General features: G+C 73.0%; 7 protein-coding genes and 2 pseudogenes. 3 read left to right on the plus strand and 6 right to left on the minus strand.

Translation table 11 applies throughout. From position 1 onward, the window contains the following. Positions 1-102 precede the first annotated feature (102 nt). A complete protein-coding gene (locus PV419_RS52345) occupies positions 103-1,605 on the minus strand; it encodes a DUF1996 domain-containing protein (protein WP_319701158.1) in 1,503 nt (500 codons plus the stop codon). 9 nt (positions 1,606-1,614) lie between these two features. Further along, positions 1,615-2,262, minus strand: a complete 648-nt coding sequence (locus tag PV419_RS52350; RefSeq protein WP_319701159.1) for a DUF4142 domain-containing protein — start codon at positions 2,260-2,262, stop codon at positions 1,615-1,617. A gap of 301 nt (positions 2,263-2,563) precedes the next feature. Between PV419_RS52350 and PV419_RS52355 the strand changes: the two genes are divergently transcribed. Next, positions 2,564-3,154: a hypothetical protein gene (locus PV419_RS52355; protein ID WP_319701160.1), complete on the plus strand. Its 591-nt coding sequence runs from the start codon at positions 2,564-2,566 to the stop codon at positions 3,152-3,154. A 248-nt stretch (positions 3,155-3,402) separates the two neighbouring features. On the opposite strand, the gene PV419_RS52360 is transcribed toward PV419_RS52355, so the two are convergent. From PV419_RS52360 to PV419_RS52370, 3 genes and pseudogenes are all read right to left on the minus strand, one after another. Then, positions 3,403-5,199, minus strand: coding sequence for a sigma-70 family RNA polymerase sigma factor (locus tag PV419_RS52360; protein ID WP_319701161.1), 1,797 nt, complete (start codon positions 5,197-5,199; stop codon positions 3,403-3,405). A 145-nt stretch (positions 5,200-5,344) separates the two neighbouring features. Then, positions 5,345-5,902: pseudogene (locus tag PV419_RS52365) on the minus strand (ATP-binding protein); the annotation flags it as partial. 744 nt (positions 5,903-6,646) lie between these two features. Then, positions 6,647-7,150 carry a hypothetical protein gene (locus PV419_RS52370; protein ID WP_319701162.1) on the minus strand — a complete coding sequence of 168 codons (504 nt, stop codon included), beginning with the start codon at positions 7,148-7,150 and terminating at the stop codon, positions 6,647-6,649. Between the two features lie 91 nt (positions 7,151-7,241). On the opposite strand from PV419_RS52370, the gene PV419_RS52375 reads away from it, so the two are divergent. Both PV419_RS52375 and PV419_RS52385 read left to right on the plus strand, forming a co-directional pair. After that, entirely contained in the window at positions 7,242-11,687 is a 4,446-nt protein-coding gene (locus PV419_RS52375) for a cation-transporting P-type ATPase (protein WP_319701163.1), read from the plus strand. Between the two features lie 574 nt (positions 11,688-12,261). Beyond that, positions 12,262-12,411, plus strand: a pseudogene (locus PV419_RS52385) (glycoside hydrolase family 9 protein); the annotation flags it as partial. 30 nt (positions 12,412-12,441) lie between these two features. Here the strand turns inward: PV419_RS52385 and PV419_RS52390 are convergent. Next, positions 12,442-13,005, minus strand: a 564-nt coding sequence (locus tag PV419_RS52390; protein WP_319701164.1) for an RHS repeat-associated core domain-containing protein, incomplete at its 5' end; no start/stop codon positions are given.

Below are 13,005 nucleotides of genomic sequence, written 5' to 3' on the forward strand. Positions count from 1 at the left end.
GCCCGCGCGGCGCGGTGGCCCCCCCCCCGCCCCGCCGCGCCCCCCCCCCCCCCCCCCCCCCCCCCCCCCCCCCCCCCCCCCACGCCTGGGGGTGGTGGGGCATCAGCCGCACTTCTGCCCGCTGTTGATGCACTGCACAGCCTGGTTCATCAGCTGGTCCGACATCACGTTGATGAAGTCGTCGTGGTCGGTGATCGGCTTGTGCAACTGCTCGGGGAAGCCGTCGACCGCGTAGGTCTCGCCCGCCGGGACCTCATAGGTGATCTTGTTCACCAACTGGGGGATCGCCTGGAAGCCGTTGGCGCAGGAGCCGTCCTCCTGGGCGAAGGCGACGTGGTCACGGTGGTTGGCGCTGTCGATGTTCTTGCCGTCCCAGCAGCTCTGGAAGGCGAAGCTGCGCACCACGTCGCTGCCCTGGGGGCAGATCGGGTACTTGTCGGTCAGCTGGCGGTCCTCGAAGCCGGTGCAGCTCCAGTGGGCGTTGGCGTTGGCCGTGCCGTTGGTGAACGCCTTGGCGTCACCGGTGATGATCCGCAGGAAGCGGGGCATCGCGGTGACCTTGCCGACCGGGCTGCCCTTGAACTCGATCGTGGAGCTCTTGGGGGTGAGGATCCGGCCGACGTTCCCCTCGAGGCCACCGCCGAGCTGGTTGGCGTCCTTCTCCTGGGTGCCGTCCTGGACCCGGACCACCGGCCAGTAGTACGTGGACTGGTCGCCGTTGCTGCAGGTGGTCTCGCCCGCGGCCAGGCTGTCGTTGGTGGAGTTGGCGTTCGTGGTCTTGTTGCCCACATAGTCGTGGGTGTGGTGGGCGCCGTTGCCCACACCGGGCGCCACGATCACGTTGTCGGTGTTGCGGATGCCTTCCGCGTTGACACCGCACTCCGAGACGAAGCTGCCGGTGGACGCGCCGCCCTGGTTCTGCGGTTCCTTGACGTTGGGCTGCACCTTCGTGATGTCGACGAAGTCCTCCGGGGAGGGGCCGTTGCCCTGCTGCCCGCCGTTGCCGCCTTGGTTGTTCCCGCCCTGCTGGCCGCCACCTTGCTGGTTGCCGCCCTGCTGGCCACCGCCCTGGTTGTTCCCGCCTTGGTTGTTCCCGCCCTGCTGGTTGCCGCCTTGCTGGTTGCCCTGCTGGTTGCCGCCCTGGCCACCTCCACGGCCCTTCCCGGCGAAGTTGGTCTGCATCTTGCAAGCGCTCATCTGCTCCAGGCCCGCGGGGCGTTGGGCGCTGCGGCCGATGGCGATCCCGATGCGGTCCAAGGTGGCCGTGCGCTGCTGCTGGAGCGTGGTGAGCACGGAGTCCGTGCCCGCCTCCTTCTTCGCCATCCGCTGGTAGGCGTTGGCCACCTGGGAGTCGAGCTCGGCCAGGTTCCTGTCGACCTCCGCGCGGGCCTGGCGCGGGACGCTGTTGAGCTTCTGGCCCACGTCGGGGCAGCTGATCGTGCCCGCCGTCGCCGACAGCGTCCGGTCCTGGCCGGAGTTCTTGTCGCCGCTCGCGGACGCGTTCGCCGCGATGATGGCCGCGCCGCCGCCGCCGAGCGCCAGCGCGGCCACGATGGCCACGGTCTTGTTCGTGAAACGCCCGCGTTTATGGGTCTGTTGCCTCATGAGATCACTTCACTTTTTGTTGAGGGCCTCGAAGTCGACAAGCCCGGTGTCCTCAAGGACCGTGATGTGGTCGAGAACGACTGCGTTGGTCCTTGTCGCGAGGGACCTGACCATGGAGTTCTGGCTCTGCGCCCGTACCTGGGCCACCAGGCCGAAGACCTTCCCGTGCGCGGCGCGCAGGAGGTTGGCGAACAGCCGCTGGAACTCGGCCGGTGACGCGGCGTTGGTCATCTCGTTCAGCCAGCCCTGTTGTTGCTCATTGGGCTGGGTGGGCAGGGGGATCCCCAGAGCCTGGCCCACCTCGTTGGATCGGCGGTCCAGCTCGGTGTGGCCCTCGATGAGGTGTTCGCCCGCCGTCTTCACGGCGTCGGTGTTACCCCGCTCCTGCGCCATGCGTCCCGAAGGGAGCTCCCACAGGCCGGCGAGCTTGACCTTGCGGACGAAGTCCCTGTCGACCGCGGTGAGCGGTCCGTATTGCGTACTGATCGTTCCTTTGCCGTCGTCGATGACCCCGCTCGGGAGCGCTGCGGCGCTGCTTTCGCCGAACAGGCTCACGGGGATGAGCAGTGCCGCGAGCGTCATGGCGAGCGCACCGATGATGAGCCCGGTCCCGATCGTGCGGCTGGAAGCAATGGATCTGCTGATGGCTGATCGCACAGCGCCCTCCTTGGTTCGGAGTGACACCGGACGCTAGTGCCTGGTGTGGGCCGGGAGTGGAGAGCTCATCACCAATGAATAAAGCCCGGACAGCGATCTCTGCTTGCTGGTAATATGCCGAACTGTTTTGTGTCCTGCTCCCTGAGCTGGTACTTTACGTCCGTTTTACCCAGTCGGGGGGCGGGAGTGCGGGTCCTCCAGCCGGTTGGCGGCGCCCCCGGCGGGCGCCGCTCGCGAACGCCCAGACGAATCTCGCGAATTTCCGGATCCGCTGAACGGCTCGCCCGCCGCGTACGTACCGGTGGATGTGAAGCCCGAGCACGCACCGCGAAGGTGCTTCCCGGAAGACGCCTCCCGTCCGGCCCCCGGCCGCGCCGCCGCGGCCCCGCGCTCCCGGCCATGGGTCGCGCCGCGCCGCCGCGCCCGTATGGGCGCCGGTGCGGTGGTGCCGGCCGTCGCGGCCGCGGCCCTGCTGACCGCCGGGTGCGGTGCGGACGCCGACACCGACAAGGCGTCGATCGGCAAGGGCGGGAAGGCCGAGCCGAGCGCGAGCGCCCCGGTCGCCCGTCCGGCCAGTGTCGAGAAGCTGGCCGGGACCATGGGCTGCAAGCCGGAGATCACCACGGACGTCGACGACTACCGTCAGGCGGTCTGTCATGCCGGCAAGAAGAACTACGTCTTCCTCAGCTTTGTGACCGCCAAGGGGCAGCGGGACTGGCTGGGCTACGCGCAGATGTACGGCGGGAGCTTTCTGGTCGGCAACCGCTGGGTGGTCTCGGCGGAATCCATGCGCTCCCTGGAAGCTGCCCGGGACAAGCTCGGCGGCACCATCGAGAAGTCCACCGCGTACGAGTCCTCCCCGCCGGCCTCGAATCCACCCCCCTCGGGCTGAGGTGACGGCCGGTCTCACGCCCGTTCTCTGTCCCCTATATAGGGCCCGATACAAGGTGCCCTATATAGGGGACAGAGAAAGGGGGTGAGGGCGTCCCTTCTGTCCGCCCGCGCCACCCCTTGACGGGCCCGCCGGATGCTGGATTCTGCGCACCCCGGGCGTCGCCCCGCACTTCCAGCCGGTGCTGACCCGGCGCGGCCGGATGGACCAGCTGACCGTCCGGGCATCCGTGGTGATGGTCCATCAGCTCAGCGCAGGTCGCCGCGGAGCGGCACGGTGAAGGGGTCGGCGGAGCGCGAGCGGGTCACATACTGCGGGACCGGGGCGGCGTCGGTGCCGGTGTCCCGCACCAGCCCGTAGCGGATCGCCGCGTCCCCGGGCGGCTGCCGGATGTCCTGGAGAATCCCCGCCCGGTCCACGGCGGAGACGGTGAGGTTGTAGTCGGCCCAGTCCTCGTTGAGATGGAGGGTGACGCTGCCGTCGAGGTAGTAGTACTCGTTCTGCCACATCTGCTGGGCGCCCGCCGGCAGGGTGTCGAACCCCGTGGCGGCGCTGCCCATCCAGGTGTGTGGCCGATCCGTGGCCCCCGGTATCTGGTCGTCCATGCGGCGGCCCCCGCCGGAAGCCACATGGAACAGCCGCCCGCTCAGCCCGGTCCAGCTGGGCATCCGCAGCCGGCCGGACCGCTCGGCGGGCACCAGCTGCCAGCGGACCCGCACATAGCCCTGCCCGGTCAGCGTCACGTACTGGGAGTTGTTGACCATCACATATCTGCCGGGACCCGGCTGCTCATAGCTGCCCGCCCCGGTGATCGGACGCCCCTCCGGCCGCACCGGCAGCGGACCGGGGCGGGCGGTGGCCGCCGGGGCCGCGTCGGCCTTGTCGACCACGGTGCCGTACAGCGAGCGCGGGACCGCCGAGGCGGAGGCGGACCGGGAGGACTTCGGCGTGCGCGAGGGCGGCCGGGAGACCGCCTCGCCCACCTCCCCGGTCGGCGCCGCCGCCGACGCCTCGGGTACGGCGGGTGCGGAGGACGGCGCGGCGGACGGCGGACGCCCGTGGTCCGGGGCGGAGCCGGGCCCGGCCTGGACGTACAAGACGGCACCGGCGACCGCCAGACCGCCCGCGGCGGCCGCCGCCACCACCACCGGCTTCGCCGTGGCCTGCGCCAGGATCTGGGCCAGTTTGCCCCCGGCCGTCTTCGATGCCGCGGCGGCGCCCGCGGCCGTCACCGCGGACGTCCCCGAGACGAGCTGCCCCAGCGCGTACGCGGCCAGCCCCGCCGGCAGCGGCACCAGGGCCATGCCCACCAACAGTCCCTCGGCGGGCACCAGATCGGCCGCGGCGAACCCGCACTCAGGGCACTGCCCGACATGGCGGGCCAAGCGCTTGCGCCACAGCCCGGACGGCCTGCCGTGCCACGTCTTCACCAGCGCCGACAGCTCGGGGCAGCGCGGCGACGCGCGCAGCGCCCGCACCACGCCCCGGGCGGTGTCCAGGCGGCTCTTGACCCGCTGGACCCGCACCGCGGCGTGTTTCGGGGGGAGTTCACAGGCCGCTGCGAGCTCGGCGCGGGTCAGCTCGCCCGCGGTCTCCAGCCACCACAGCGACAGCACCTCCCGCTCGTCCCGCTCCAGCCAGCGGGTCGCCTCCACCACTTCCCGCCGCTGCCCGGCCAGCCCGAGCCGCAACACGGTGAGTTCGGCGAAGTCCGCACCGGGATCGGCCACCTCGGCCGCTTCCTCCAGATGCCCGGCCCGCGCCCCCGCCTGCCGGTCGCGCCAGCGCTGGCGCACCTGGGTCAGGGCTATCGCCACCAGCCAGGACCGGAAACGCTCCGGGTCGGTCAGGCCCCCCAGCCCCGTCACCGCCCGCTCCATCGTCTCCTGCACCACGTCATCGACATCCGCGTGGCCGTCCAGGGCCCGGCCCACGACGTTGTAGACCAGCGGCAGGTACTCCTCCAGCAGCTGTGCCAGCGCTCGCTGGTCCCCGGCCCGCGCTGCCGCGACGACCGCGGCGTCCGACTGCTCCTTGGTGCGCACGTGCCACCTCGTTCTCGTCCGATCAAGGCCCCATTACGGCGACCACCCCGGTCATGTCGGGGCGCCCCCCACAGGAGACGGAGCCGCGCGGTCTGGATAACACAAATCCCGGAAACCGTCCGCCCACCCGGAACCCCGCCGGGCCTCAGCGGCTTCGGGGCAGCGGCTGCTCGGTCCAGATCACCTTGCCGTGCTCGGTGTAGCGGGTGCCCCAGCGCTGGGCGAGCTGGGCGACCAGGAACAGCCCGCGGCCGCCCTCGTCGGTGGTGCGGGCCCGGCGCAGCCGCGGGGAGGTGCTGCTGCCGTCGGCCATCTCGCAGATGAGCACGCGCTCGCGCAGCAGCCGCAGCTGCGGCGGCTCGCGCCCGTACCGGATGGCGTTGGTGACCAGCTCGCTGACGATCAGCTCGGTGGTGAACGCCGGCTCCTCCAGACCCCACTCGGCCAGCCGCGCGAGGACCTCCCCGCGCGCCCGGGACACCTCGGCCGGATCCGCGGGCAGGTCCCAGACGGCGACCTGGTCCTCGTCCAGGGCCCGGGTGCGGGCCACGAGCAGCACCACATCGTCCACGGGCCGGTCCGGAAGCAAGGACTCCAGAACGGCGCAGGCCTGCTCCGGCGTACAGCCCGGGCGGGCCAGGGCGGCGCGCAGCCGCTCGAAGCCGACCTCCGCTTCGCGGCCGTCGCCGGTGAGCAGGCCGTCGGGCCGTACCGGTTCCTCGCCGCGCAGCACGCAGCCCGGCAGGTCCACGGCGACGTAGTCGGCGAACCGCGGCACGGCCACCTCGGTCAGCTCCTCGGCGGTGCGGGTGACGTCCAAGGTGGTGCCGACCATCACGCCCGCCTCGCACAGCAGCCCCAGCCGCTCCCGGGCCAGCAGCGCCAGGCGGCTGACGCCGGGCTCCCCGACGGCCAGCGGCCTGCCCCGCGCCCAGCATCGAGACGTCGGCGTGGCGGTGGTCGCAGGTCAGGTCCAGCGCGCCGAGGACACGCCCGCTCAAGGGATCGCGGATGGGGGCGGCGGCGCAGGCGAACCGTCGCATGATGTCGGCGAAGTGCTCCCGACCGCATACGAAGGCGGGCTGCCGGGCCGCGAGCGCGGTGCCCATGCCGTTGGCGCCGGTGAGGTCCTCGGAGAAGCGAAGCCGGGGGCGAGATTCAGGGAATCCAGGAAGCGGTTGAGCGAGTGCTCGCCGACCCGGCGTTCCAGCACCCGGGCACCCTGGTCGGACGGGACCGCGCTTACCCGGATGCCGGAGACCTGGGACTCGAGCCGGTCCAGCACCGGCCGGGCGACCTCGGCGAGGCTGCCGCCGAGGTCCAGCTGCTCCCTCTTTCGAGTTCAAGTCTCATCCCAAAGAGGGACATATGCCAGCGCCTGATCGCATCGACGGACCGGAGCCCGGACGGCGCCGGTCCGTCGTGCGGAGCGCCCGACAAAGACCTGCTAGGCCGCCTGGGCGACGGTCCCGCGGCCGGTGGACGGGGGCGCCATGACGCCGCCGCGGCGCAGGACGGCGTAGCCGACGCCGATGCCCACGGCCACCGGCCACTCGATCGCGTCCGCGACGCCCAGGACGCCCAGGCCCAGGTACAGCGGCAGACCGCCCTTGGCGGGCAGCCACCGGCGGGCCACGGCCACCGGCAGCAGCGCCGCGTCCGCCAGGCCGCCCGCCACGCGACCCATCGTGGGGACGGTGACGGTGAAGGACCGCTTGCCGTCGCCCGAGGTCTCGGCCGGCTTCCTGGCCTTCGCCACGGCCTTGGTGTCCTTCGCGGCTGTGCCGGCCGTGGTCTTCGAGGCTGTGCCCTTCGCGGCGGCCGCCGTCTTCTGTCGGGCCGCCGTCTTGCGCTCGGCCGCCGTCTTGCGCTCGGCCGTCGTCTTCTGTCGGGCCGCCGTCTTCGTCTTGTTCGAGGACCCGCGTTTGCGGGTGGTGGTGGGAGTACTCACAGATCTCACGTCCACACATGGTTGACGTTGCGGTAATTCCTCACTTTTCAGGGTAATAGGGATTTATCTTCTGCCTAGGGAGGCCGTGCCGATGTCACAGGCACCACGGTCAGAGCAGCCGCAACAGGCACAGCGATCGGGGCCGCGCATCCCGGCGCCCCCGCTGCTGGGCCCCCTCGCCGGCGGGGTGACCGCCGGCGTGCGCGGCGCGGCCGGACTGGTCGGACGGCTGGCCAGGCTGCCGCGGCGCGGAGTGTGGTCCCACCCCGGGCGCTGCTACATCGAGGTCCGGGGGGTACACGGCATCGGCGGCGAGCGGGTCGGCCGCCGCGTGGAGACGGCGCTGGAGACGCACCCCCGGGTCCGGTGGGCGCGGGTCAACGCGCCCACCGAGCGCGTCGTGGTCTCGCTCGCCTCCCCGCCGCCGCGCGAGTCCGAGCTGGTCGCCCTGGTCGAGCAGGCCGAGGCGCACGGAGCCGCCGCCGAGGCCGAGGAGTTCGACGAGTGGTGCCCGGAGCCGCACCACCCCTCCGAAGGGGCCAACACCCCCGAGTCCGTCTCCGCGCTGACCGCGGACGCCGTGGGCCTGAGCCTGTCCACCGCGTTGCGCCTGGCCCCCTGGCTCAAACTGCCCACCGAGGTGGGCGCGCTGGCCTCCCTGCTCCAGCACCACCCGCGGGCACGCCGACTGGCCGCGGTGATCAGCGGCGCGGAACGGGCCGACTCGGCCCTGACCGCGGTGAGCGCCCTGGCCCAGGGCGTGGCCACCCGCGGCGGAGGGCTCGCGCTGGACGCGGTCGAGCGCATGGCCCAGTGGCGCGAGGCCGGCGCGGAAAGCGAGGCATGGGAGGCGGCCGAGCCGCATCTGGTGCACGGGCCCAGGGACGTGGCGGCCGAGCCGATCATCGTCGAGCGGCCCGGGCCGCCCCCGAGGGACGCGACCGCGCGCTACGCGGAGCGGTCGATGCGGGCCGGGGCGGTCGCAGGCGCCCTCGCCGTGCCGTTCGCCGGCCCCCGCCGCGGCCTCGCCGTGGCGCTGGCCTCCGTACCGAAGGCGCCGGGGGCCGGCCGGGAGGGATTCGCGACCGCCCTCGGCCGCTTTCTCGCGCTGCGCGGCGTGGTGGCCATGGACCGCGGAGCGCTGCGGCGCCTCGGCCAGGTCGACACCGTGGTGCTGGACGAGGAGGCGCTGCGAAGCGACCGGTACGAGCCCATCGACGTGGACGTGCTCGGCGGGGCCGAGGATCCGCTGATCGCCGAGCGGCTCTTCGACCTCTTCGACCCCGACGGCCCTCTGGAGGTCCGCCAAAACGGCCAGGGCTGGGCGCTGGGGCCGCTGGACCAGCTCGACCTGACGGGCCGTACGGGCAGCCAGGCCGCCTCCCGGCTGCGCCGCAAGGGCAGCGAACGCGTCCTCGGCCTGGCCAAGGGCCGCCGCCTGCGGGCCGTGGTGGGGCTGGCCGCGCAGACCGCCCCGGGCGCCGAGGCCGTGGCGGCCGCCGCCCGCCGGGCGGGCGCGCGCGTCGTCCTGGCCACCGACCGCCCGCACCCGGCGTTCGCCTTCGCCGACGCGGTGGCGCCCGCCGGAGGACGCCTGGTGGCCTCGGTGCGTGCCCTGCAGGCCGACGGCGCAGTGGTGCTGCTGCTGTCGGGCAACCGCCGGGCGCTGGGCGCCGCCGACTGCGGCATCGGCACCCACCGCGAGGGCGAGCCCCCGGCCTGGGGAGCGCATCTGCTGGTGGGCGCGGACCTGGAGTCGGCCGGGGTGATCGTGGACGCCGTGGGGGTGGCGGCCCGGGTCGACCGGGACAGCGCGATCCTCGCGGCGGGCGGCAGCGGCGTCGGCGCCGTCGCCGCCCTCCAGGCCCGGCGCCGACAGGCCGCCGCGCGCGCCACCGGCGCCGGCAACGCCGCCGGGACCATCGCCTTCTGCATGGGCAACTGGCGCGCCCGGCAGCTGATCGCGCGCCCCCTGGCACCGCCCGTGACCTCCGTCCCCTGGCATCTGATGCCCGCCCCGCGTGTACTGGGACGCCTCGGCACCCGGCCCGACGGACTCACCCCGGCCGAGGCCGTCGCCCGCGCCCCCGGCGCGCCGCGCACCGGCGAGCCGCCCGGCACCAGCCTGCCCGCGGCGTTCATCGAGGAGCTGGCCAACCCCCTCACCCCGGTGCTCGCCGCCGGGGCCGCGCTGGCCGCGGCCGTGGGATCCCGCACCGACGCCGCCCTGGTGGCCGCCATCACCGGCACCTCCGCGCTGGTCGGCGGGGTCCAGCGGGTCAGGACCGAGCGCGCCCTGGCGGAGCTGTTCTCCCGCTCGGCCATCGGCGCGCGGGTGCGCCGCGGCGGCACCGAGCGGCTGGTCGCCGCCGGTGACCTGGTGCCCGGTGACATCGTCGTGCTGCGCCCCGAGGACGTGGTGCCCGCCGACTGCCGGCTGCTGGAGACCGAGGGCCTCGAGATCGACGAGTCCTCCCTGACCGGCGAGTCCCTCCCGGTACCCAAGGACCCGGCGCCGGTGGTCGCCGCGGACATCACCGGGCGCCGCTCGATGCTCTACGAGGGCACCACCGTCTCCGCCGGGCGGGCGGTGGCCGTCGTGGTGGCCACCGGCACCTCCACCGAGGTCGGCCGCAGCCTCGCCACCGCGCGCCAGGCCGCGCCCGTCACCGGAGTGGAGGCCCGGCTGACCAAACTCACCCGGGCCAGCCTGCCCATCGCCCTCGGCTCCGCGTCCGCGGTCTCCGGAGCCGGGCTGCTGCACGGCCGCAAGCTGACCGACACCCTGTCCTCCGCGGTGAACCTCGCCGTCGCCTCCGTACCCGAAGGGCTGCCCTTCCTGGTCAACGCGGCCCAGCTCGCCGCCGCACGCCGCCTGGCCGACCTCGGGGCGCTGGTGCGCAACCCCCGCACCATCGAGGCGCTCGGCCGCGCCGACATCCTGTGCTTCGACAAGACCGGCACCCTCACCGAGGGCAACCTCCAACTCGCGGCCGTCGGCGACGGAGAGGACGAACTGCCCGCCGACCGGCTCGACAACCCGCGCAAGGCGGTGCTCGCCGCCGCGCTGCGCGCCACCCCGCCGGTCCGGCAGGCGGAGCCCATGGCCCACCAGACCGACCGCGCGGTGATGACCGGAGCCCGCCGCGCCGGCGTCGCCGTACGACAGGGCGCCGCCCGCTGGCGGCGCACCGACGCACTGCCCTTTGAACCGTCCCGGGCCTACCACGCCACCGCCGGGCGCACCTCGCACGGCATGCTGCTGAGCGTGAAGGGCGCACCGGAGAACGTGCTGCGCCGCTGCGCCCTCCGGCGGACCTGGGACGCGCAGACCCCGCTGGACACCGCCGCCGCCAAGGAACTCACCGACCGCGCCGAGGAGCTCGCCGGCGCGGGCCGCAGGGTCCTGGCCGTGGCCGAGCGACCCATGGCGGAGGGCGAGGAGCTCACCGACGAGGCCGTACGGGACCTGGTGTTCCTCGGATTCATCGCGCTGGCCGACCCGGTCCGCACCAGCGCCGCCCCCGCCACCAGGCGGCTGCATGAGGCGGGCGTGCACACGGTGATGCTCACCGGCGACCACCCGGCCACCGCGGACGCCATCGCCGCGACCGTCAGCGACGTCCCCGAGCCGAAGGTGTGCACGGGGCCCGAGCTGGACGAGCTCGACGACGTGGGGCTCGACGCACTGCTGCCCACCGTCGACGTGATCGCCCGGTGCAGTCCGCACCACAAGGTCCGCATCGTCCAGGCGTACCAGCGCCTCGGGCGGGTCGTGGCGATGACCGGCGACGGGGCCAACGACGCCCCCGCCATCCGGCTCGCGGACGTCGGGATCGCCCTCGGCCGGCGCGGGACGCCCGCCGCCACCGCCGCCGCGGACCTGGTCGTCGGCGACGACCGCCTGGAGACCATCGTCTCGGCGCTGATGGAGGGGCGGGCCATGTGGGCCTCGGTGCGGGCCGCGCTCGCCATCCTCATCGGCGGCAACCTGGGCGAGGTGACCTTCAGCGTGGTCACCGCCTCGCTCACCGGCCGTGCGCCACTGAGCGCCCGGCAGATCATGCTGGTCAACCTGTTGACCGACCTCGCGCCCGCGCTCGCCATCGCGGTGCGCGAGCCGACCGGCCACACCGGCGAGCGGCTGCTGCGCGAAGGGCCACACCGCTCCCTCGGCACCGCCCTGACCAACGAGATGCTGCTGCGCGGCGTCATCACCGCCCTCGGCGCGGGCATGGCCTGGACCGGCGCGCGGCTCACCGGGCGGGGCCGCCGCGCGAGCACGGTCGCGCTCGTCTCCCTGGTCGGCACCCAGCTCGCCCAGACCCTGGCCACCGGCGGCCTTGACCGGCACGTCCTGATCGCCGGGTTCGGTTCCGCGGCGGTCCTCGCGGGCATCGTCCAGACACCGGGCGTCAGCCAGTTCTTCGGCTGCACCCCGCTGGGCCCGGTGGCCTGGGGCATCACCATGGGCTCCATCGTCACGGCCACCCTGGTCGGCTCGGCACTGTTGTTGGTACGCGGCATGGCGGACTAGTAGACTGTCGCTGCTTAGCTGTGGGTTGTTTTGGGTGGGAAGCTGGTGTTTGGCAGATTCCCCTTCGGTTCTGCCGGACAGGGCTGGTGCGATGGGTTCGCAGAAGAAGAGGCCGGTGGTGCTGACCGCGGCTGATCGTGAAGAGTTGGTTCGGGTGACCACGACGGGGGTCCATCCGGCCTCGGTGATCAGGCGGGCGCGGGTGCTGCTCGCGCTGGATACCTCTGCGGGCGAGATCGGTTCGCAGGAGGTGATCGCGGCTCGTCTCGGTGTCTCCGGTGAGACGTTGCGGCTGGTCGCCAAGCGTTTCGCCGAGACCGCTCACCTGAAGAAGTACTGGACTATCCCGCCACGAGCGAACGCGCAGTTCGAGGCCCGGATGGAAGACGTACTGGCCGTCTATGCCCGGCCCTGTGACCCGGCACGTCCGGTGGTGTGCATGGACGAGAAGCCCTACCAGCTCCTCGACCATGTCGCGGATGGCGCCGGGTTCAGGCGACCACCCGCTGTCCTGCGCGGCTTCCCGCGAGACCGTCAAACGCTCCGACCTGGCCGGGCACCCCGGATAGGGATACTGCAGGACCCGGTGGCGCAGGAGAAGCTGCCGGGGCGTGCGGCGGCCACGTGCTACATCGACGACATCGGCTCGTACTCGACCAATGAGGTGGCGATCAACTGGAACGCCCCGCTGGCCTGGCTGGTCGCGTTCGCCGCGGAGCGCTGAGCGGGCCGAGCGGGGGCCGAGAGTGCGTGCTCACCATATTTCGGACCGGCACGCCGCCCAGTGCACGTTGCCCATGTTCGGTTGCAGCAGTTCCGACAGCCTGGTCTCCTTCGTCACCGTCACCGGATTGCCCATGATCGTCATATCGTCGGTGGGCGGGAAGAGCGAGTAATTCCAGACCCGTCCACCCGGTTCGACGGTATGTTCCAGGACCACCGGCTCGGTGCCGAGCTCGATGCGGTTGGCCCTCGCTCCCTCAAGGGGCGCGGCGTGGCTGTTGTACAGGTGGAGTCTCGTCCCCTCCGGGACCGTGGTTTGGGCCCCTTCTGCCAGATCGAGGACTTCGTCCACGCTGATGCCGCCGTGGCCGCTGAAGACGGTCTCGCCGTCGGGCCGCCCCGCCGACAGCGTGTCGGGCGTACATGGGGAGAGGCCCAGGGGGTCGATCCAGGCGTGGGGGTTGGTCACATACGTGGCGGGGTTGGGCGCGGCGGTCAGGCCGAGCGGGTCGGGGCTGGTGTAGCGGGCGGTCTCGGGGTCGTAGTAGCGGAACCGGTTGTAGTGGAGCCCGGTTTCGGGGTCGTGGTACTGGCC

Origin of the sequence: Streptomyces sp. ME19-01-6, assembly GCF_033793745.1 — a bacterium.
In the GTDB taxonomy this organism is placed as follows: Bacteria; Actinomycetota; Actinomycetes; order Streptomycetales; family Streptomycetaceae; genus Streptomyces.